The organism is Streptomyces sp. NPDC059224, assembly GCF_042754285.1.
GTDB lineage: Bacteria > Actinomycetota > Actinomycetes > Streptomycetales > Streptomycetaceae > Streptomyces.
The window spans coordinates 31,460-52,456 of the sequence record NZ_JBHZAN010000027.1; the positions used below are offsets into that span (position 1 = coordinate 31,460).

The window sequence follows — 20,997 nt, forward strand, 5'->3', positions numbered from 1 at the left end:
GGGGCGGGCATGGCCGGCGTCTCCCGTGTGCGGCGTCAACTGCCCACCAGTCCGTGGCTGTTCGCCGCACCCGGGCTGCTGGTCATCGGCGCCTTCGTGCTCTATCCGTTCGTCTCGACGGTGGTCAGCTCCTTCACGGACCGCCGCACGCTGATCCCGGGCCGGTTCGTCGGTCTCGCCAACTTCCGTGAGCTGATCCACGACGACATGTTCTGGACCGGCCTGCGCAACAGCACGCTGTACATCGTCGTGGTCGTACCCGCCCTCGTCGTGCTGCCGCTGCTGCTGGCGCTGCTGGTGCAGAAGAACATCCCGGGCATCACCTTCTTCCGGTCCGCCTTCTACACCCCGGTCGTCGCCTCGATCGTCGTGGTCGGGCTCATCTGGGTCTGGCTGCTGGACGAACGCGGTCTGGTCAACTCCCTGCTGGAGACGGTCGGGATCGGCCGGATCGGCTTCCTCAGCGACCAGTGGCTGCTCCTGCTGAGCGCGATGGCGGTCACGGTCTGGAAGGGCCTCGGCTACTACATGATCATTTATCTGGCGGCGCTCGCCAACGTCCCCCGCGAACTGCACGAGGCCGCCGCCGTGGACGGCGCGGGAGCGGTGCGCCGCTTCCTCTCCGTCACCGTGCCCGCCGTACGCTCCACGATGGTGCTGGTCGCCGCGCTCTCCTCGGTCGCCGCCTTCAAGGTGTTCTCCGAGGTGTACCTGATGGCGGGCCCGAGCGGCGGCCCGGCCGGCGAGGACACCACCCTCGTGATGCTCGTCCAGCGCACCGGCACCGGGCTCACCGGCCGGGTCGGCTACGCCTCGGCGCTCTCCGTCGTCGTCTTCGTCGTCACCGTCGCGCTGATGCTGCTGGTGCTGCGCGCCGACCGGAGGGACCGCCCATGAGCGCCACCCGGGCCCGCCTCACCGACGAACACGGCCGCCGCATCGGGATCGGCGAACTGGTCCTTCGCTACGCCCTGCTCCTGCTCGTACTGGCCGTCACCGTCGGACCGTTCCTGTGGCAGCTGTCCACCTCGCTCAAGGGCCCCACCGAGGACATCTTCAGCTCGCCCCCGAGCTTCCTGCCCGAGCATCCCACCCTGCACAACTACCGGCGGGTCGCCGACACCATCCCGGTCTGGGACTACGCCCTCAACTCGCTGAAGGTGGCGAGCGCCAGCGTCGTCACCAACTGCGTCGGCTCCGCGCTCGCCGGCTACGCCCTGGCCCGGCTGCGCTACCGGGGCCGCCGGATCGCCACCCTCGTGTTCATCATCGCGATGCTCGTGCCGGTGGAGGGGATCATCATCGCCCAGTTCACCACCATGCGCGAACTCGGCCTCAACAACACCCTGATCGGCGTCGTGCTGCCCGGCTCCATCGCCGCCCTGAACGTGCTGCTGATGCGCAACGCCTTCCTCAACCTGCCCTACGAGATCGAGGAGGCGGCCTACGTCGACGGCGCCGACGTCTGGCAGCGGTTCCTGCGGATCGCCCTGCCGTCGGTCAAGGGCACCGTCGCCGTCGTCGCGATCTTCGCGTTCATGGGCGCCTGGGACGACTTCCTCTGGCCGCTGATCGTGCTCAGCGACCCCTCCAGGTTCACGCTCACCATCGGCCTCAACTACCTGCACGGCACCTTCGCCAACGACGAACGCCTCGTCGCCGCCGGCACCGTGATCGCCGTGGCCCCGCTCATCGCCCTGTTCGCCTGCCTCCAGCGGTACTTCTTCCGCGGGGTCGGCGAAGGCGCCGTCAAGGGCTGAACCCCCGTTCCCGCAAGGAGACCGCATGCCCCCGGCCGTGCGCTTCGGCGTCAACTACACCCCCAGCGAAGGGTGGTTCCACCACTGGCTCGACTTCGACCTGGACTCCGTACGCGCCGACCTCGACTCCATCGCCGCCCTCGGACTCGACCACATCCGGGTCTTTCCGCTGTGGCCCTACTTCCAGCCCGACCGCACCCTGATCCGGCCGCGCGCGGTCGAGCAGCTCCTCGCCCTGGCCGACGCGGCCGGCGAACGCGGGCTGGACGTCAACGTGGACGGTCTGCAGGGACACTTGAGCAGCTTCGACTTCCTGCCGGCCTGGACCCGGACCTGGCACCGGCGCAACCTCTTCACCGACCCCGAGGTGGTGGCGGGGGAGGCCGCCTACCTCCGTACCCTGGCGGCGGCGCTCGCGGACCGGCCGAACTTCATCGGGATGACGATCGGCAACGAGGTCAACCAGTTCGCCGCGGGACCGCATCCCGATCCCGACCGGGCCACCGAGGCGGAGGCCGAGCGCTGGCTGGCCCGGCTGCTGGCCGCCTGCACCGAGGCGGCCCCCGGCAAGCTGCATCTGCACGCCTCCTACGACGCGGCCTGGTACCAGGACGACCAGCCCTTCACCCCGGCGCACTCGGCCCGGCTCGGCGACCTCACCGCCGTGCACTCCTGGGTGTTCAACGGCACCGCCCAGCGCCACGGCCGTACCGCACCGCAGACCCAGCAGCACGCCGCGTACCTGGTGGAGCTGAGCAAGGCCTGGGCCGAGGACCCGCACCGGCCCGTATGGCTCCAGGAGGTGGGCGCGCCCGCGCCGCTGATCCCGGCCGAGCACGCGGCGGCGTTCACCGAGGCGACCCTCACCGCCGTACTGGACTGCCCCGATCTGTGGGGCGTCACCTGGTGGTGCTCGCACGACGTCAGCCGCAGCCTCGCCGACTTCCCCGAACTCGAATACGGTCTCGGCCTGTTCACCAACGACCGCAAGCCCAAGGACCTGGCCCACGCCCTGGCGGCGGCCGAGCCCAGGGTGGCGAAGACACGCCGCACGGCGCTCGTCGTGCCCTCCGACCCGGCCCGCCGCTCCCGGTGCGCGCCCGGCGGCCCGGTCTTCGACGCCTGGTTCCGGCTCGTCGCCGACGGCGCCCGCCCCACCACCGTCCTCGACACCCGCGCGGACGACCGGGACCATCTCGCCGCGCGCGGCATCACCGAAGTCGTCACTCCCGATCAGGTACTCCCCACCCCACCAGGAGGCACCCGCTCGTGAACCCCGGCAGACGCACCGTCCTGATCGCCGCCGCCGCGGCCGCCGTGGCCCGCTCGCTGCCGGCGGCGGCGGCGCCCCGGGCGGCGGCCGTCACCCCGCCGTACGCCTCGTACTGGTACCCGGACTCCTTCCCGGCCGGCAGTCCGGGCCCCGGCATCACCTGGCGCAGCCTCAGGAGCTGGACGGCGGCCGGCGACCCGGACCTCGCCTTCAACGCCGCCTCCGTGCCGCTCGCCGCCCGCTTCACCCCGACCCCGGCCAACACCACCGCCCGCTCCGGACAGGCCCGCGTCCAGGCGCTGGTGTCCTTCGGGCCCACGTCCGGCAACCCGTCCCAGGGCTCGGCCACCGCCGACTACTACGCCCTCACCCACTGGTCCTACCTGGACGAGCTGGTCTTCTGGGGCGGCTCGGCGGGGGAGGGGCTGATCCTCGCCCCGAACGCGCCGATCGTCGACGCCGCCCACCGGCACGGCGTGCCCGTCCTCGGCAACATCTTCCTGCCGCCCACCGCCTACGGCGGCCAGCTCCAGTGGACCCGCGACCTGGTCCAGAAGGACGCCGACGGGCACTACCCGCTCGCCGACCGGCTGGTGGCGGTGGCCGCCGCCTACGGCTTCGACGGCTGGTTCGTCAACGCCGAGACCGGCGGCGGCAACGCCGCCCTGGGCACCGCCATGCTCGGCTTCATGACCGAGCTGAAGTCCCTCGCCGCCGCCCGGGGCCAGCGGGTCACCTGGTACGACGCGATGACCGTGAACGGCACGGTCAGCTGGCAGGGTGCGCTCAACAGCCAGAACCAGGCCTTCTTCCAGAGCGCCGACGACATGTTCGTGGACTTCCGCTGGAGCGGCCCGACGCTCGCCTCCTCGGGTGCGAAGGCGGTCCAACTCGGGCGGAGTCGCTACGAGTTGTGGGCCGGAGTCGACGTCGAGTCCAACGGGTCCAACACCTCCGTCAACTGGGACGCGATCATGCCGGGCGGCTCGGCGCACGTCACCTCGGTCGGCTTCTACCGGCCCGAGTGGACGCGCAACCACCTGCCGGCGAGCCGCACCCCCGGCGACTTCCACGCCGCCGACGACCGGTTCTGGACGGGGCGCTCCCTGGACCCGTCGCGGCCGGACGGCTCGGACCCCTGGCGGGCGCCGGCCGTGTCGGTGGCCGACCGTTCGACGGTGTCGGCGGTGCCGTTCGCGAGCGTCTTCAACACCGGTCACGGGCTGCGCTGGTACGAGGACGGCGAGCCCGTCTCGGACACCGCCTGGAACCACCTGGGCCTCCAGGACCGGCTGCCGTCCCGGCGGTGGTCGGTACGGACCGACGGCACCAGGCCCGCCGTCACCTTCGACTTCTCCGCCGCCTGGCGGGGCGGCAGCAGCGTACTGGTCGACGGAGCCCTCGAGCGGCCGGTTGTCCTGGACCTGTACGCGACCCGGCTGCCGATCACGGACCGGACGGTGGTCGAGCTGACGTACCGGACCGACGCCGGGAGCGTGGACGTCGAGCTGGCCGTCGCCACCGCCGAGCCCGGCGGGGCCGGCGCGGCGCCCCCGTACACGTACCTGCCGACGGACGGGGGCGACGGCTGGTCCACCGTGACGGTCCCGCTCACCGGCCTCTCCTGTACCGTGCACGCGCTCGGCGTCCGGCTCACCGCGGGCGGCGGACCCGTCCGGTGGCGGCTCGGCGGGATCGCCGTACGGGACACGGTGACCACGCCGGCCCTACCCACCGGTGCGCGGATCACCGCGGCCGCCGGCGGCGACCTCCGCCTCGCCTGGGACGCGGCGCCCGGGGACGTACGGCAGTACACCCTGCACCGGCTGCTCCCGGACGGCACCCGGCGCTTCCTCGGCGCCACCGGCCAGCGGGCCTTCTGGCTGACCGGGCTCCAGCCGGAGCAGGGCGAGGAGACGGCACGGTTCGAAGTGCGTGCGGTAGGGGAGCTGTACACCTCGTCGGACCCCGTGACCGTCACGCACACCTGGTAACCGGTAACGAGCAAACGGAGCACCCCACATGCATGACGACCGCAGCTTGGTGGAAGCCCGCCTCAGGCGCGTCCTCGACGAGCGCATCCGCCCCGCCGTGTACCCCGAGTCCGTGCCGCTCGACGTCGCCGTGTGGCACGCGCCCGGCGAACCCGTGCCGGTCGCCGAAGGCCTCGCGGCCGAGCCCGCGCCGATCGCGGTGGGCGCCCGGTGGGGTGCTCCGTGGGGCACCAGCTGGTTCCGGGTCACCGGAACCGTGCCCGAGGAGTGGGCGGGGCGGACCGTGGAGGCCCTGCTCGACCTCGGGTTCGACGAGAACATGCCCGGCTTCCAGTGCGAGGGCCTGGTCTACCGGCCCGACGGCACCCCCGTGAAGGGTCTCAACCCGCGCAACCAGTGGGTCCGGATCGGCGCCCCGGTGGCGGGCGGCGAGCAGGTACGGCTGCACGTCGAGGCCGCCTCCAACCCCGTCATCCTCGACTACCACCCCTTCCGGCCCACCCTGCTCGGCGACAAGGACACCGCCGGACACGAGCCGCAGTACACGCTCACCCGGATGGACCTCGCCGTCTTCGACGAGACCGTGTGGCAGCTGGTGATCGACCTGGAGGTGCTCGGCGAGCTGATGGCGGAGCTGCCCGTCGACGGCGCACGCCGCTGGGACATCCTGCGCGCGGTCGAACGGGCCCTGGACACGATCGACCTGCAGGACGTCAACGGCACGGCGGAACAGGCGCGTGCCCGGCTCACCGACGTCCTGTCCGTCCCCGCCGCGCCCTCCGCGCACCGGATCAGCGCCGTCGGCCACGCGCACATCGACTCGGCGTGGCTGTGGCCGCTGCGCGAGACGGTCCGCAAGGTCGCCCGTACCACCGCCAACATGACCGCGCTCATCGAGGACGAGCCCGAGTTCGTGTTCGCCATGTCCCAGGCCCAGCAGTGGGCCTGGGTGAAGGAGCACCGGCCCGAGGTGTGGGCGCGGGTGAAGAAGGCGGTCACGGACGGCAGGTTCGTGCCGGCCGGCGGGATGTGGGTGGAGTCGGACACCAACATGCCCGGTTCGGAGGCGATGGCCCGTCAGTTCGTGCACGGGAAGCGGTTCTTCCTGGACGAGTTCGGGATCGAGAACGACGAGGCCTGGCTGCCGGACACCTTCGGCTTCGCCGCCGGGCTTCCGCAGATCATCCGGGCGGCGGGCGCCACCCGGCTCCTCACCCAGAAGATCTCCTGGTCCCAGACGAACAAGTTCCCCCACCACACCTTCTGGTGGGAGGGCATCGACGGCACCCGGATCTTCACCCACTTCCCGCCCGTCGACACCTACAACTGCTCCATGAAGGGCAGCGAACTCGCCCACGCCACAAGGAACTTCAAGGACAAGGGGCGGGCCCGGCACTCCCTCGCGCCGACCGGCTGGGGCGACGGCGGCGGAGGCACGACCCGCGAGATGGTCGCGAAGGCGGCCCGGGTACGGGACCTGGAGGGCTCGCCGGCGGTCGTCTGGGAGACCCCGGAGGAGTTCTTCAGGAAGGCGGAGGCCGACTACCCCGACCCGCCCGTCTGGGTCGGCGAGCTCTACCTCGAACTCCACCGCGCCACCCTCACCAGCCAGGCCAGGACCAAACAGGGCAACCGGCGCAGCGAACACCTCCTGAGGGAGGCCGAGCTGTGGGCGGCGACCGCCGCCGTCCGCACCGGATTCCCCTACCCCTACGAGGAGTTGGACCGGATCTGGAAGACGGTCCTGCTCCACCAGTTCCACGACATCCTGCCCGGTTCGTCGATCGCCTGGGTGCACCGCGAGGCCCGCGCCACCTACGAGCGGGTCGCCGCGGAACTCGGTGCGGTCATCGACGCGGCCCAGCGCGCCCTGGCCGGGGAGGGCGACCGGACGCTCCTGTTCAACGCGGCGCCGCACCCGCGCCACGGCATCCCCGCCGGGGGTGCCGGCGAGCAGGAGACGCCCGAGGAGGTGACGGTGTCGGAGCGGGCCGAGGGCGGCCGGATCCTCGCCAACGGCCTGCTCCGGATCGAGATCGACGCCCGGGGCCTGGTCGTGTCCGCCTACGACGTCACGGCGGGCCGCGAGACCATCGCTCCGGGCACGGCCGCCAACCTGCTCCAGCTCCACCCGGACTTCCCGAACATGTGGGACGCCTGGGACGTCGACGCCTTCTACCGCAACGCGGTCACCGACCTCACCGGCACCGACGAGCTGACGGCCGGCGCGGACGGCCGTTCGGTCCGGATCACCCGGTCCTTCGGCTCCTCCCGCGTCACCCAGGTGCTGTCGCTGCCGCCGGGCGAGCGCCGCCTGCTGATCGACACCGAGGTGGACTGGCACGAGACGGAGAAGTTCCTGAAGCTGGCCTTCCCACTGGACCTGCACGCCGAACGCTACGCGTCGGAGACCCAGTTCGGTCACTTCCACCGTCCCACCCACACCAACACCTCATGGGAGGCGGCCAAGTTCGAGGCCTGCAACCACCGCTTCGTCCACCTGGACGAGCCGGGCTGGGGCGTGGCGATCGTCAACGACTCGACGTACGGCCACGACGTGACCCGGGCGGTCCGCACGGACGGCGACCGGGGTACGACGACCACGGTCCGGGTCTCCCTGCTGCGCGCCCCGCGCTTCCCCGACCCCGAGACCGACCAGGGCGTCCACCGATTCCGGCACGCCCTGGTTCCGGGGGCGGGCATCGCGGACGCCGTCCGGGAGGGCTGGCGCATCAACCTGCCGGAACGCCGGGTGACGGGTGGGCAGGAGGTGGCTCCGCTGGTCACGGTCGACAACGACGCGGTCGTCGTCACGGCGGTGAAACTGGCCGACGACGGCAGCGGTGACGTGGTGGTCCGCTTCCACGAGGCCCACGGCGGCCGGGCCCACGCGACACTGACGGCGGGCTTCGAAGTCGCGGACGTCACGGCGACGGACCTGCTGGAGCGGCCCCTGACCGATGTCCCGGCACCGAGCCTGGACGGGGCCGGCGTGCCCCTGATCCTGCGTCCGTTCGAGCTGAGGACTCTTCGTTTCAGCAGGCGGTGACCCGCCCCCCACCGGCGGAACACCGCCGGACGTCCTCGCCCCGCGCGGACCGTCGGGTCACGCGTGCGGCGGGGGCACCGGCACCCCCGCCCGGTCGGCCGGCGCCACGGCGACGGGGCGCGCACCGCGGTCGCGCAGCACCCTGACCCGGGCACGGCCTCTCGCCTCGCAGGCGTGGTGGTGCGCCTGGGGCAAGCGCATGGTGTCGAGGCCGCCGCCGGGCAGGAACCGGATCAGCCAGCCGACCGATTCGAACACCCTCCGCGGCGGCCGCGGCCCCGGTCAGGGGTTTCTCGAAGTCCCCGCGCGGGGGGCCGAAGCCCGCGCTGGGGGTGCTCCGGAAGTACTGGAACACCGCCTGGGCCCGCGAGGCCGGGATCCGGTTCGGGATCGTGCACGGGAGGACGACGTAACCCCTTTGTCCCTCGATCGATGGCGGACTCCGGCCACCGTGGGCACGGCGGACCCGTGGATCGTCCGCCTCAGGTGCCCAGCTGCAACCGCAGCCACTCCTCGACCTCACCCACATGCGCCGCCGCCGCGGCCCTGGCCGCCTCCGGGTCGCGGGCGACGAGGGCCCGGTGGATGGCGGCGTGCTCCCGGCGCGTCCTTGCGAACGCCCCCTCCTCCTCGTACCCCCGCCACACCCGGGCCCGGAACGTCCGGGACGACAGGCCCTCCAGGATCGCGGCCATCGTGTCGTTGCCCGCCGCTCCCGCGATCACCCGGTGGAACGCGAGGTCGTGGGCGAGGATCTCCTCGGGGTCGTCCGTCGCGTTCATCGCCGTCAGGTGTTTCTCCACCTCGTCCAGCTGGTCGGCCGTGATCCGCGCGGCGGCCAGTGCCGTGGCCGTCGACTCCAGGACCCGCCGTACCTCCAGCAGTTCCACCAGCTGCGGGCCACGTGACAGGTCGGCGACCACGCCGAAGGTCTCCAGCAGGTCACCCGCCTCCAGCTGGGTGACGTAGATGCCGGAGCCGTGCCGGGCCTCCAGGACGCCCAGGACCGTCAGCGCGCGGATCGCCTCGCGCATCGAGCTGCGGGACATGCCCAGCTGCGCGGCGAGATCCCGTTCGGTCGGCAGCCGCTGGCCCGGCTCCAGGCGGCCCTCGCCGATCATCTCCTTGATCCGCTCGATGGCGCGCTGCGTCACCGTGCCCTTCTGCGGGGCCGCCGCGTCCACACCGCTCTCGTCCACACCGTTCCTCCTGTCGCCGGTGCGCCGCAGTCTAATCAGCGATGTGGTCCGACCACTACGGCTTGTTTCACGGAAAAATCGCGTCCGAAGGGTGTCGAAGGCGTCGAGTGGTCTGATAAGTATGCGGACATCTGCTCGAACACGCTCGATGAGGAGCTGCCAGATGCCCGGCAGAACACTGCGGAAGCGGAACAGGTCCCGGATCATCGGCGCGACGGCCGTGGCCGTCGGCGCCTCGCTCGCGCTCGCCGCGTGCGGCAGTACGAAGGACACCGGCAGCGGCAGCGCCGGAGGCGGTGGCACCGGCAAGGTCGGGGTGATCCTGCCCCTGCTGACCTCGCCGTTCTGGCAGTCGTACAACGACTACGTGCCCAAGATGGCGACGTCGGAAGGCGTCGAGGCGCTGAAGACGGTGAACTCCAACAGCGACCCGTCGCAGCAGATCACCGACATCAACAACGAGCTGAACCAGGGTGTGAAGGGGCTTGTCGTCGCCCCGCTGGACAGCGCGGCCATCGAAGCGGGGCTCGACCAGGCCGAACGCAAGGGCGTGCCGGTGGTCGCCGTGGACGTGGCGCCCGACAAGGGCAAGGTCGCCATGGTGGTGCGCGCCGACAACGTCGCCTACGGCACCAAGGCCTGCGAGTACCTCGGCCGGCACGTCACCAGCGGCAAGGTCGTGCAGATCATGGGCGACCTCGCCTCGGTCAACGGCCGGGACCGCTCCGAGGCGTTCCGCACCTGCGTGAAGACGAAGTACCCGAAGCTCAAGGTGCTGGAGATCCCCGCCAAGTGGGAGTCCGACACCGCCGCGTCCAAGCTGGACACGCTCCTGAACGCCAACCCCGACATCAAGGGCATCTACCTGCAGGCCGGCGGAGTCTACCTCGCGCCGACCCTGCAGACCCTGAAGTCCAAGGGCATGCTCAAGACGGCCGGGCAGAGCGGGCACATAGCGATCGTCTCCAACGACGGCATCCCGCAGGAGTTCGACGCCATCCGCAAGGGCGAGATCGACGCGACCGTCTCCCAGCCCGCCGACGCCTACGCCAAGTACGGCATGTACTACATCAAGGCGGCGATGGAGGGGAAGACGTTCAAGCCCGGCCCGACCGACCACGACTCCACGATCGTCAAGCTGCCCAGCGGCATCCTGGAGGACCAGCTGCCCGCGCCGCTGGTCACCAAGGACAACGTGGACGACCCGAAGCTGTGGGGCAACACGGTCAAATGAGCACGCCACTTGTTGAGGCCCGGGACATCGTCAAGCGGTACGGCCCCACCGTCGCCCTCGCCGAGGGCCGGCTCACCGTACTGCCCGGCGAGTCCCACGCCCTCGTCGGACGCAACGGCGCCGGCAAGTCCACCCTGGTCGGCGTCCTCACCGGCCTTCAGGCCCCGGATGAGGGAACGGTCCGTTTCGACGGCGAACCCGCGCCTCCGCTCACCGACCGGGACGCCTGGCGGAGCAAGGTCGCCTGTGTCTACCAGAAGCCCACGGTCGTACCGGAGCTGACGGTCGCCGAGAACCTGTTCATCAACCGGCAGCCGCTGCACCGGGGCCTCATCAGCTGGCGGCGGCTGCGGAGCGAGGCGGCCGCGCTGCTCGACACCTGGGACGTCCGCGTCGACCCCGAGGCGCGCACCGCCGACCTCAAGGTCGAGGACCGCCAGATGGTGGAGATCGCCCGGGCACTGAGCTTCGGCGCCCGGTTCATCGTGCTCGACGAGCCCACCGCCCAGCTCGACAACCGCGAGATCGAGCGGCTGTTCAGCCGGATGCGGTCGCTCCAGGACTCCGGTGTGACCTTCCTGTTCATCTCGCACCATCTCCAGGAGGTCTACGAGGTCTGCCAGACCGTCACCGTGCTCCGCGACGCCCGCTGGATCACCACCGCGCCCGTCGCCGAACTCCCGCGCCGGGCCCTGGTGGAGGCAATGGCGGGGGAGTCGATCGCCGAACTGGAGCACAGCCGCGACGCGGTGGCCGACGGGTCCCCCGTCGTGCTGGACGCGCGGGGGCTGACCTCACCGTCGTACCGCGACATCGACCTCACCGTGCGCCGGGGCGAGGTCGTCGGGATCGCCGGATCCAGCGGCAGCGGCAAGATCGAGCTGGCGGAGACCTTCGCCGGGCTGTACACGCCGACCGGGGGAGCCGCGCGACTTGACGGCGAGCGGCTCCCGTTCGGCGATGTGCAGGCCGCCCTCAAGGCCGGTGTGGGCTGTGTACCGCGCGACCGGCACGGCCAGGGGCTGGTCTTCGGGATGAGCATCGGCGACAACGCCACGATGAGCGTCCTGGACCGGCTCGGCCGCTTCGGGTTCGTCGCGGGCGAGCGCAAGCGGCGCTTCGCCGACGAGCTGATCGAGCGCCTCGACATCCACGCCGAGGGCCCCGAGCAGTCCGTCTCCGACCTGTCCGGCGGCAACGCGCAGAAGGTCGTCATGGCCCGCGCCCTCGCCTCCGACCCCCGTCTGCTCGTGCTCATCAACCCCACCGCGGGCGTCGACGTGAAGTCCAAGGAGTCACTGCTCGCCCGCATGGACAACGCCCGCGAGGACGGCACCGCCGTACTGGTCGTCTCCGACGAACTCGACGACCTGCGCCGCTGCGACCGCGTCCTCGTCCTCTTCCACGGCCGCGTCGTCGCCGAACACCCGGCCGGCTGGCGTGACCACGAGCTGATCGCCTCCATAGAAGGAGTGGACTCGATGCCCGCAGGAGCCGGCTCCCCGGCCGAAGGAGTGGACCATGGCTGACACGAAGGCCCCGTCGGCCTCGACCGCCGGCCCCCTGCGCGTCCCCGACGCCCGCGCCGCCAAGACCGTGCTGCTCCGCAGGGTCCGTGAACTCGCGCTCGTCCCGGCGCTGTTGGTGCTCCTGATCCTCGGTGCGATCGTCAACGACTCATTCCTCACCGAACGCAACCTGATCTCCATCCTGGGCGCCTCGGCGGCCCTGGCCATGGTGGTCCTCGCCGAGTCGCTGATCCTGATCACCGGCAAGATCGACCTGTCCCTGGAGTCGGTGGTCGGCATCGCGCCCGCCATCGGCGCCCTGCTGGTGCTGCCGAGCGCGGAGTCCGGCTGGGGCACCGGATGGCCGGCCGGGCTCGCGCTGCTCGCGGTCCTCGTCGTGGGCGGGGTGATCGGCGCCTTCAACGGCGTCCTGGTGGTGAAGTTCAAGCTCAACGCCTTCATCGTCACCCTCGCCATGCTGATCGTCCTGCGCGGGCTGCTCGTCGGCGCCACCAAGGGCAAGACGCTGTTCGGGATGCCCGACGCGTTCTTCTCCCTGGCCACCTCCACCTTCCTGCGGGTCCCGCTGTCGGTGTGGCTGGCGGCCGTCGCCTTCGGCGTGGCCGGGCTGATCCTCAAGTACCACCGGGTCGGCCGCGCCCTGTACGCCATCGGCGGCAACGCGGAGGCGGCCCGAGCGGCCGGTATCCGCGTCGACCGGGTGGTGCTGGGCGTCTCCGTCGTCGCGGGTGTCCTCGCCTCCGTCGGCGGGATCATGCAGACCGGTTACGTCGGCGCGATCAGCGCCAACCAGGGCAACAACATGATCTTCACGGTGATGGCGGCCGCGGTCATCGGCGGCATCAGCCTGGACGGCGGCAAGGGCACCATGTTCGGCGCCCTGACCGGCGTGCTCCTGCTGGGTGTCGTACAGAACCTGCTCACCCTGGCGCAGGTCCCCTCGTTCTGGATCCAGGCGATCTACGGCGGCATCATCCTCGTCGCTCTCATGATCGCCCGTGTCACCACGGGACGGGCGCAGGACTGAGCGGCCCGCGTCCCGAACTCCCCCCGAAGGAAAGGCAATCCGTGACCCCGAGCCCCGGCCCCTCCAGTCGCGTCACCGCGCTCGACACCTACGACATCCGCTTCCCCACCTCGCGCGAGCTCGACGGCTCCGACGCGATGAACCCGGACCCCGACTACTCGGCGGCCTATGTCGTGCTGCGCACCGACGCGGCCGACGGGCACGAGGGACACGGGTTCACGTTCACCATCGGGCGGGGCAACGACGTCCAGGTCGCCGCGATCGACGCGCTGCGGAACCATGTGCTCGGCCGCCCCGTCGACGAGATCTGCGACGACCCCGCGACCCTCTTCCGCGACCTGATCGGCGACAGCCAGCTGCGCTGGCTCGGCCCCGAGAAGGGGGTGATGCACATGGCGATCGGCGCGGTGATCAACGCGGTGTGGGACCTGGCGGCCCGCCGGGCCGGGAAGCCGCTGTGGCAGCTGCTCGCCGACGCCGAACCCGAGTGGATCGTCCGGCAGATCGACTTCCGCTACCTCACCGACGCCCTCACCCCCGAGGAGGCCCTCGGCATCCTCCGGCGCGGCCGCGCCGGCGCCGACGAGCGCCGGGCGCGGCTTCTCGAGCGCGGCTTCCCCGCCTACACCACCTCCGCCGGCTGGCTCGGCTACGACGACGAGAAGCTCACCCGGCTCGCCGCCCAGGCGGTCGCCGACGGCTTCCGGCAGATCAAGCTGAAGGTCGGCGCCGACCTGGAGGACGACATCCGGCGCTGCCGGGTGGCCCGCGGGGTGGTCGGCCCGGACATCCGGATGGCCGTCGACGCCAACCAGCGGTGGAACGTCGACGAGGCGATCCGGTGGACCAAGGCGCTCGCCGAGTTCGACCCGTACTGGATCGAGGAGCCCACCAGCCCCGACGACATCCTCGGCCATGCCGCGGTCCGCCGCGCGGTCACCCCGGTGAAGGTCGCCACCGGCGAACACGTGCAGAACCGGATCGTCTTCAAGCAACTGCTCCAGGCCGGCGCCATCGACATCGTCCAGATCGACGCGGCCCGGGTCGCCGGCGTCAACGAGAACCTCGCCATCCTGCTGCTCGCCGCCAAGTTCGGCGTGCCCGTCTGCCCGCACGCGGGCGGCGTCGGCCTGTGCGAACTCGTCCAGCACCTCTCCATGTTCGACTACCTCGCCGTGGCCGGCACCTCCGACGACCGGGTCATCGAATACGTCGATCACCTGCACGAGCACTTCCGTGATCCGGTGGTGATCAGGCAGGGTCACTACGCGGCGCCCACCGCGCCGGGCTACTCGGCCGCCATGCGACCGGAGTCCATCGCCCAGTACACGTTCCCCGGCGGCACCTTCTGGGCCGCCGACCCCGACACCCAGAAGGGACAGGCGGCATGACCGACTTCGAGGGCCTGAAGGCCCTGGTCACCGGCGGCGCATCCGGGATCGGACGGGCCACCGCCGAACTCCTCGCCGAGCGCGGCGCCCAGGTCGCCGTCCTCGACCTCGACCCGTCCGCCGTCGAGAAGCCACTGCTCGGCTTCCAGGGCGACGTCACGGACGACGCCTCCGTGCGGGCGGCCGTGACGAGCGCGGCCGAGACCCTCGGCGGCCTCGACGTGCTGGTCAACAACGCGGGTGCCGGGGCCCAGGGCACCATCGAGGACAACGGTGACGACGAATGGCACCGAGTCTTCGACGTCAACGTCCTCGGCATGGTCCGCGCCGCCCGCGCCGCCCTCCCGTATCTGCGCCGCTCGGACCGTGCGGCGATCGTCAACACCTGCTCCATCGCCGCCACCGCCGGTCTGCCCCAACGCGCGCTCTACAGCGCCACCAAGGGCGCCGTGTACTCCCTCACCCTCGCCATGGCCGCCGACCATCTCCGCGAGGGCGTCCGGGTCAACTGTGTCAACCCCGGTACGGCGGACACCCCGTGGATCGGCCGCCTCCTCGACAAGGCGCCCGATCCGGCCGCCGAACGCGCCGCCCTGGAGGCCCGCCAGCCCTCCGGCCGACTGGTCTCCGCCGCCGAGGTGGCCGGCGCCATCGCCTACTTGGCGAGCCCCCTGTCCGGCGCCACCACCGGTACCTCGCTTGCCGTCGACGGCGGCATGCAGGGCCTGCGGCTGCGCCCGGCGGGCCAGTGAGCACCCTCGGCCGCAGCGGCGTCCAGGTCAGCCCGCTGGGCCTCGGCGCCGCCGTCATCGGCAACCTCTACACCGAGGTCCCCGACCGACAGGCCCACGACACGGTCGACGCCGCCTGGCAGCAGGGCGTCCGCTACTTCGACACCGCCCCGCACTACGGCCTCGGCCTGTCCGAACGGCGGCTCGGTGAGGCGCTGCGCGGGTACGACCGGAACGCCTACACCCTCTCCACCAAGGTCGGCCGCCGGCTGGAGCCGGGCCCCGGGGACGGCGACGACCTCGCCAACGGCTTCGCCGTACCCGACACCCACCGCCGGGTCTGGGACTTCACCGCCGACGGTGTCCGCCGCACCCTGGAGGCGAGCCTGGAGCGGCTCGGTCTGGACCGGATCGACGTCGTCTATCTCCACGACCCCGACGACCACGCCGAACAGGCCTTCCGGGAGGGCTACCCGGCTCTGGAGAAGTTGCGCTCCGAGGGTGTCGTCGGTGCCATCGGCGCCGGCATGAACCAGACGGCCATGCTCACCCGGTTCGTCCGCGACACCGACGTCGACGTGGTGCTGTGCGCCGGTCGCTACACCCTCCTGGACCAGAGTGCCCTGGCCGATCTGCTTCCGGCCGCCGAGGAACGCGGCGCGTCGGTGGTGATCGGCGGTGCCTTCAACTCCGGTCTGCTGGCCGACCCGAAGCCCGACGCCACCTACAACTACGCACAGGCCCCCGAGGAGTTGGTGGCCCGGGCCCTGCGCCTGAAAGTCCTCGCCGAACAGCACGGCACCACGCTCCGCGCGGCCGCCCTCGCCTTCTGCGCCGCCCACCCGGCCGTGGCGAGCGTGCTGGTCGGCGCCCGCTCGGCGGCCGAGATCACGGACGGGGCACGGCAGTTCGCCACTCCGGTGCCCGCCGCCTTCTGGCAGGAACTGCGTGCCGGCGGACTCCTGACCGCCGGCGCCCCGCTCCCCACCGAGGAGCCGTCATGAGGGTCGCCCTGCACACCAAGGTCCGCCCGAACCGCGTCGCCGAGTACGAGGCCGCCCACCGCGAGGTCCCCGCCGAGCTCACCGACGCCATCCGCGCGGCCGGCGCCACCTCCTGGACCATCTGGCGCAGCGGCACCGACCTCTTCCACGTGCTGGAGTGCGCGGACTACGGTGCGCTCCTCGCCGAGCTGGAGAACCTGCCGGTCAACATCGCCTGGCAGGCCCGGATGACCGAGTTGCTCGACGTCGTCCACGACTACTCCGAGGCAGGCTCGGACGCCGGTCTGCCCGTCGTATGGGAGCTGCCATGACCGTCGACGCCCACCACCACGTCTGGGACCTGTCGGTACGGGACCAGGACTGGATTCCCGAAGGCAGCGCGCTCAGAAGGGACTTCACCGTCGATGACCTCGGCCTCGAGGCACGGGCGGCCGGCGTCACCCGCACCGTCCTGGTCCAGACGGTCACCGTCCCGCAGGAGACCCCCGAGTTCCTGGCCCTCGCCGGCACCCACGACCTGGTCGCGGGGGTCGTCGGCTGGACCGACCTGACCGACCCGGCGATCGCCGACGAACTGGCGCGCCTGCGCGAACTCCCCGGCGGTGCCTACCTGAAGGGCATCCGTCACCAGGTGCAGGGCGAGCCGGACCCGCAGTGGCTGCTGCGTCCGGACGTCCGGCGGGGCCTGGCCGCGGTCGCCGGCGCGGGCCTCGTCTACGACCTGGTCGTACAGGCCCACCAGCTGCCGGCCGCGGTCAAGGCCGCCGAGTCCCTTCCTCAACTCACCTTCGTACTTGACCACTTGGGCAAGCCGCCGATCGCCTCCGGCGCCCTCGACCCGTGGGCCGGCGCGGTACGTACCCTGGCCGCGCTGCCCAACACGGTCTGCAAACTCTCCGGCATGGTCACGGAGGCCGATCCCGCCGCGTGGACGGTCGAGGACCTCCGCCCGTACGCGGAGACCGTCCTGGACGCCTTCGGCCCGGACCGCCTGATGTTCGGCTCGGACTGGCCGGTGTGTCTCCTGGCCGGTACCTACGCCGACGTCCTCGACGTGGCGGAGCGGCTGATCGGGCCCGAAGAACGCACCCGGGTCTTCGAGACCACCGCCACCCGCGTCTACGGCCTCTGAGCCGCCTTCGTCAGCCGCGTGGGCGGCATGAACTCCCTTACGTACGTACGTTTCCAGCACGCGCCCGTCTCGCGCAGCTCCCGCCAGCCGGTGTAGCGGTAGCGGAAGAGGCGGGCGCGGACGAAGCGCGGGGGCCGGTCGGGCGGGAAGGGGGAGCGGCGCAGCAGCCGCAGCGTGTCGCGGTCGTTCTCCAGGAGGCGCTCCACCAGGCCGCCGAACCACTCGCCGGCGTAGGCGGGGGAGAGGGCGGCGAACCACATCAGCCAGTCCAGGCGGAGGTGGTAGGGCGCGAACTGGCGGGGCCAGTGCCGTGGATCGCCGGGCTTGCCCTTGAACTCGTACTCCCGCCACTCCGCGTCCTCGCGCGGCGCCTCCGCCAGCGTGCCCTCGACCACCACCTCGTACCGCACCCGGCTGACGCTGCCGAACGCGCCGTAGGTGTTGACCAGATGGAGCGGGTCGAAGGAGCGGTTCATCACCTGCCGGCGGGAGACCATGTTCACCACCGGGCGGTAGCTCAGGAAGAGCAGCAGCGCCGCCACGGCGAGGACGACGATCTCGTACCAGAGCGGGGCGCCGGGTGCGGAGGCGCGGCCGGCCGGCAGCCGCAGCGCCGACAGGGCCAGCACGATGGTGATCCAGTTCAGCCAGGAGAAGTTGCCGGAGAGCACCAGCCACAGCTGGGTCAGGATCATCAGCGAAGCGGCTGCCGTCGCGATCGGCTGCGGAGCGAACAGCAGGACGGGGACCACGAGCTGGGTGAGATGGTTCGCGGCCACCTCCGCCCGGTGCACCGGCCCCGGGAGGTGGTGGAAGAACCAGCTCAGCGGCCCCGGCATCGGCTGGGTCTCGTGGTGGTAGTGCAGGCAGGTCAGCTTGCGCCAGCAGGCGTCCCCGCGCATCTTGATCAGACCCGCCCCGAACTCCACCCGGAACAGGATCCAGCGCAGCAGGAACAGGACGACGACCGGCGGGGCCACCTCGTCGTTGCCGAGGAAGGCGGCGAGGAAACCGGTCTCCAGGAGCAGCGACTCCCAGCCGAACGCGTACCAGGTCTGGCCGACGTTGACGATCGAGAGATACAGGGCCCAGGGGATCAGCCACAGCGCCGTCGCGGCCCACAGCGGGAGCCGGGAGTCCAGCCCGGCCAGCAGTGCCGCCGACACCACGCACCCCGCCCACGCGCAGGCCGCGAAGAAACGGTCCGAGTAGTGCAGGTGGAAGAGGCTCGGCGCCCGCCGGAAGGGGACCCGGCCGACGAATCTCGGGATCGGCAGTATCCCGCGCTCGCCCAGCAGGGCCCGGAACTGGAGCGCGGCCGCCAGGAACGCGATGAGGTACACGCCGGCCAGCGCCCGCTGGAAGACCAGCCGGCTCAGCCAGTACCCGGGTGCGGTGAACCAGTCCACGGCCGTGCGCCCCTGCCTCTCTCGGGTCTGCGGCCCCGCACTGGGGAAAGGGCCTGTCACCCTGTGTACCGCGCACCCCCGGTCGTATAACCCGGGCGGGTTAAGTGGACAAAAGTGGAGGAATTGCCCGGGTCCGGATCCCCTGGCAAGGTGGCCCCATGGCTGATCGGGGAGCGAGCGCTCCGTCTCTCCCGGACGACTGGCCCGCCCACCCGGACCACCCGATCCTGGCGCTCAACCGCTTGGGCACCTTCGACTGGGACCTGGACGCCGGTCTGTTCCACATGGACGCCCAGGCGTACGAGGTGTTCGACCTGACCCCCGAGGAGTACGACGGGCGCCCCGAGAGTCTCTCCGTCCGGGTACCCCTGACGGAGGGGAGCCGGCTGGACGCGGTGGTGTCCCAGGCCATCAAGGACGGCAGCGAGAACTACGGAGCGTACTTCCGCATCCGCCGCCGCGACGGCACCCCGCGCTGGACGCACACCCAGGGCTACATCCGGCGGGACGAGACGGGCCGCCCGCGCCGCGTCGTCGGCGTGGTCCGGGACGCCACCCAGGAGCTGGAGGACAGCGAGGCGCGCAGTCTGCGGGCCGCCCAGCACCACGCGCTGCGCCGGCAGACCGGCGTCGTCCAGGTGGTCACCGCGGCCCTCGCGCACGCCCGGAGCGTGCAGGACGTCATCGACGCCCTCAAGGACACCCAGGGCATCCCCAACCTGGGCGCCACCAGCCTGGTGATGGGGCTCGTCGAGGCCGGCCGGATCCGCCTGGTCGCGGAGGGGCCCGTGGGCAGCTTCGTGCCCGGCACCCGGATCACCCGGATAGACGAGCCCTACCCGATGGGCGAGGTGGTGCGGACCCTGAGCCCGCGGTTCATCGAGTCACCGGAGGAGTTCGCCGAGGGCTACCCGATCCTGTGGCCGCACATCACCGAGCTCCACATCACCTCGGCGGCCTATCTCCCGCTCATCGCCCAGGCCCGCCCGATCGGCGCCATGGGCCTGCTCTACAACGACCGGCTCGGCTTCTCCACGGAGGAACGCGCCGTCCTGGTCGCCCTCGGCAGCAGCATCGCGCAGAGCCTGCAGCGGGCCATGCTCTACGAGCAGGAGAAGGACCTCGCCCAGGGGCTCCAGCAGGCGATGCTGCCGCGCACCATCCCCAGCGTGCGCGGCGCCGACATCGCCGTCCGCTACCGCTCCGCGTCCGCCGGGGGCGCCCTGGGCCGGGACATCGGCGGCGACTGGTACGACCTGATCCCGCTGCCCGGCGGCCGGGTCGGGGCGGTCATCGGGGACGTCCAGGGGCACGACACGCACGCGGCGGCCGTCATGGGCCAGCTGCGGATCGTGCTGCGCGCCTACGCCGCCGAGGGCCACGCCCCGGCCACCGTGATGGCCCGGGCCTCCGTCTTCCTGGACGAACTCGACACCGACCGCTTCGCCACCTGCCTGTACGCCGAGGCCGACCTGACCACGGGCGTCGTCCAGGTGGTCCGCGCCGGTCACATCGACCCGTTGGTCCGGGGGGCCGACGGAAGCTGCCGGCGGGTCCCCGTGGAGGGCGGGCTGCCGCTCGGCCTGTCCGCCGAGTTCAAGAGCCTCGAGTACCCGGTGTCCACCCTGGAGCTCGACTCCGGCGAGACACTGCTGCTGTGCACCGACGGGCTGGTCGAGCAGCCGGGCACCGACCTCGGGGACGGGATGCGGTCCCTGATCCGGCAGGTCGCCGAGGGGCCGGAGGACGTGCGCAGGCTCGCCGACCGGCTGATCGAGGTCGCCGAGGACCGGGGCGGCGACGACGACGTGGCCCTGTTGCTGCTGCGCCGCAGCGGCCCGGACACCGCACAGGCCGTCGGCCGGCTCCAGCAGCACGTCGCCTCCGGCGACCCGGAGGCCCTCACCCTGGCCCGGCACATGATCCGTGCGGCCGTCCGGGCCTGGGGCGCCGGGGACCGCGCCGACGAGATCGAGCTGGTCGCCGACGAGCTGATCACCAACGCGCTGATGCACACCGAGGGCTCCGCGATCGTCACCCTCAGGGTGCTGTGCGGCGGCGGCCGCCGGCTCCGCGTCGAGGTCGAGGACTCCTCCAGCGCCCTGCCGCGGCGGCGCGAGGCGGGTGCGGACGGGGTGTCCGGGCGGGGCCTGCTGCTGGTCGACGAGATCACCGACGTGTGGGGCGTGGAGGCTCGCGGCGGCGGCAAGGCGGTCTGGTGCGAGTTCCGGATGCCGGAGCCCGCCTGACCGCGGGGGCCGCGGG

At 71.8% G+C, this 20,997-nt stretch carries 17 protein-coding genes; 14 read left to right on the forward strand and 3 right to left on the reverse strand.

Annotated elements, in window-relative coordinates; genetic code table 11:
* Positions 1-9 precede the first annotated feature (9 nt).
* The 5 genes from ACFXI4_RS28765 to ACFXI4_RS28785 are packed head-to-tail and all read left to right on the forward strand — an operon-like array spanning position 10 to position 8,076.
* Positions 10-897 (forward strand): carbohydrate ABC transporter permease, encoded by an 888-nt coding sequence (locus ACFXI4_RS28765; RefSeq protein ID WP_384996331.1) that lies wholly within the window; start codon positions 10-12, stop codon positions 895-897.
* Positions 894-1,760 (forward strand): carbohydrate ABC transporter permease, encoded by an 867-nt coding sequence (locus ACFXI4_RS28770; protein ID WP_384996333.1) that lies wholly within the window; start codon positions 894-896, stop codon positions 1,758-1,760. The genes ACFXI4_RS28765 and ACFXI4_RS28770 overlap by 4 nt, the downstream gene beginning before the upstream one ends.
* Before the next feature lie 25 nt (positions 1,761-1,785).
* Entirely contained in the window at positions 1,786-3,033 is a 1,248-nt protein-coding gene (locus ACFXI4_RS28775) for a glycosyl hydrolase (RefSeq protein WP_384996335.1), read from the forward strand.
* A complete protein-coding gene (locus ACFXI4_RS28780) occupies positions 3,030-5,027 on the forward strand; it encodes an endo-beta-N-acetylglucosaminidase (RefSeq protein ID WP_384996337.1) in 1,998 nt (665 codons plus the stop codon). Before ACFXI4_RS28775 ends, ACFXI4_RS28780 begins: the two co-directional genes overlap by 4 nt.
* A gap of 28 nt (positions 5,028-5,055) precedes the next feature.
* Positions 5,056-8,076 carry an alpha-mannosidase gene (locus tag ACFXI4_RS28785; protein WP_384996340.1) on the forward strand — a complete coding sequence of 1,007 codons (3,021 nt, stop codon included), beginning with the start codon at positions 5,056-5,058 and terminating at the stop codon, positions 8,074-8,076.
* A gap of 57 nt (positions 8,077-8,133) precedes the next feature.
* Here ACFXI4_RS28785 and ACFXI4_RS28790 read toward each other — a convergent pair whose 3' ends face one another.
* On the reverse strand, positions 8,134-8,334 hold the full coding sequence (locus ACFXI4_RS28790) for a hypothetical protein (protein WP_384996343.1): 201 nt from the start codon (positions 8,332-8,334) through the stop codon (positions 8,134-8,136).
* Between the two features lie 224 nt (positions 8,335-8,558).
* Entirely contained in the window at positions 8,559-9,260 is a 702-nt protein-coding gene (locus ACFXI4_RS28795) for a FadR/GntR family transcriptional regulator (RefSeq protein ID WP_362717825.1), read from the reverse strand.
* A 178-nt stretch (positions 9,261-9,438) separates the two neighbouring features.
* Between ACFXI4_RS28795 and ACFXI4_RS28800 the strand changes: the two genes are divergently transcribed.
* From ACFXI4_RS28800 to ACFXI4_RS28835, 8 genes are read left to right on the forward strand one after another with little or no spacing between them, the layout of a single operon-like run.
* Positions 9,439-10,509: a sugar ABC transporter substrate-binding protein gene (locus tag ACFXI4_RS28800; protein ID WP_384996345.1), complete on the forward strand. Its 1,071-nt coding sequence runs from the start codon at positions 9,439-9,441 to the stop codon at positions 10,507-10,509.
* Entirely contained in the window at positions 10,506-12,038 is a 1,533-nt protein-coding gene (locus ACFXI4_RS28805; protein ID WP_384996348.1) for a sugar ABC transporter ATP-binding protein, read from the forward strand. The genes ACFXI4_RS28800 and ACFXI4_RS28805 overlap by 4 nt, the downstream gene beginning before the upstream one ends.
* Positions 12,031-13,065: an ABC transporter permease gene (locus ACFXI4_RS28810; RefSeq protein WP_362717807.1), complete on the forward strand. Its 1,035-nt coding sequence runs from the start codon at positions 12,031-12,033 to the stop codon at positions 13,063-13,065. The genes ACFXI4_RS28805 and ACFXI4_RS28810 overlap by 8 nt, the downstream gene beginning before the upstream one ends.
* A gap of 41 nt (positions 13,066-13,106) precedes the next feature.
* Positions 13,107-14,456 carry an L-fuconate dehydratase gene (locus tag ACFXI4_RS28815; protein ID WP_362717810.1) on the forward strand — a complete coding sequence of 450 codons (1,350 nt, stop codon included), beginning with the start codon at positions 13,107-13,109 and terminating at the stop codon, positions 14,454-14,456.
* On the forward strand, positions 14,453-15,208 hold the full coding sequence (locus ACFXI4_RS28820) for an SDR family NAD(P)-dependent oxidoreductase (RefSeq protein ID WP_384996352.1): 756 nt from the start codon (positions 14,453-14,455) through the stop codon (positions 15,206-15,208). The genes ACFXI4_RS28815 and ACFXI4_RS28820 overlap by 4 nt, the downstream gene beginning before the upstream one ends.
* Positions 15,205-16,191: an aldo/keto reductase gene (locus tag ACFXI4_RS28825; RefSeq protein ID WP_384996354.1), complete on the forward strand. Its 987-nt coding sequence runs from the start codon at positions 15,205-15,207 to the stop codon at positions 16,189-16,191. The genes ACFXI4_RS28820 and ACFXI4_RS28825 overlap by 4 nt, the downstream gene beginning before the upstream one ends.
* Positions 16,188-16,502 (forward strand): L-rhamnose mutarotase, encoded by a 315-nt coding sequence (locus ACFXI4_RS28830; RefSeq protein WP_384996356.1) that lies wholly within the window; start codon positions 16,188-16,190, stop codon positions 16,500-16,502. Before ACFXI4_RS28825 ends, ACFXI4_RS28830 begins: the two co-directional genes overlap by 4 nt.
* Entirely contained in the window at positions 16,499-17,323 is an 825-nt protein-coding gene (locus ACFXI4_RS28835; RefSeq protein ID WP_384996359.1) for an amidohydrolase family protein, read from the forward strand. Before ACFXI4_RS28830 ends, ACFXI4_RS28835 begins: the two co-directional genes overlap by 4 nt.
* On the opposite strand, the gene ACFXI4_RS28840 is transcribed toward ACFXI4_RS28835, so the two are convergent.
* Complete coding sequence (locus tag ACFXI4_RS28840; protein ID WP_384996362.1) at positions 17,311-18,732, reverse strand: lipase maturation factor family protein; 1,422 nt, start codon at positions 18,730-18,732, stop codon at positions 17,311-17,313. The genes ACFXI4_RS28835 and ACFXI4_RS28840 overlap by 13 nt on opposite strands.
* Before the next feature lie 158 nt (positions 18,733-18,890).
* Here ACFXI4_RS28840 and ACFXI4_RS28845 point away from each other — a divergent pair, with 158 nt between their 5' ends.
* Positions 18,891-20,981, forward strand: coding sequence for a SpoIIE family protein phosphatase (locus ACFXI4_RS28845; protein ID WP_384996365.1), 2,091 nt, complete (start codon positions 18,891-18,893; stop codon positions 20,979-20,981).
* Positions 20,982-20,997: the final 16 nt, after the last annotated feature.

Coding starts and splice junctions, on each gene's coding strand:
- ACFXI4_RS28810 (WP_362717807.1), top strand. CDS start 12,031: ATGGCTGACACGAAGGCCCCGTCGGCCTCGACCGCCGGCCCCCTGCGC.
- ACFXI4_RS28830 (WP_384996356.1), top strand. CDS start 16,188: ATGAGGGTCGCCCTGCACACCAAGGTCCGCCCGAACCGCGTCGCCGAG.
- ACFXI4_RS28765 (WP_384996331.1), top strand. CDS start 10: ATGGCCGGCGTCTCCCGTGTGCGGCGTCAACTGCCCACCAGTCCGTGG.
- ACFXI4_RS28800 (WP_384996345.1), top strand. CDS start 9,439: ATGCCCGGCAGAACACTGCGGAAGCGGAACAGGTCCCGGATCATCGGC.
- ACFXI4_RS28845 (WP_384996365.1), top strand. CDS start 18,891: ATGGCTGATCGGGGAGCGAGCGCTCCGTCTCTCCCGGACGACTGGCCC.
- ACFXI4_RS28785 (WP_384996340.1), top strand. CDS start 5,056: ATGCATGACGACCGCAGCTTGGTGGAAGCCCGCCTCAGGCGCGTCCTC.
- ACFXI4_RS28820 (WP_384996352.1), top strand. CDS start 14,453: ATGACCGACTTCGAGGGCCTGAAGGCCCTGGTCACCGGCGGCGCATCC.
- ACFXI4_RS28805 (WP_384996348.1), top strand. CDS start 10,506: ATGAGCACGCCACTTGTTGAGGCCCGGGACATCGTCAAGCGGTACGGC.
- ACFXI4_RS28770 (WP_384996333.1), top strand. CDS start 894: ATGAGCGCCACCCGGGCCCGCCTCACCGACGAACACGGCCGCCGCATC.
- ACFXI4_RS28835 (WP_384996359.1), top strand. CDS start 16,499: ATGACCGTCGACGCCCACCACCACGTCTGGGACCTGTCGGTACGGGAC.
- ACFXI4_RS28775 (WP_384996335.1), top strand. CDS start 1,786: ATGCCCCCGGCCGTGCGCTTCGGCGTCAACTACACCCCCAGCGAAGGG.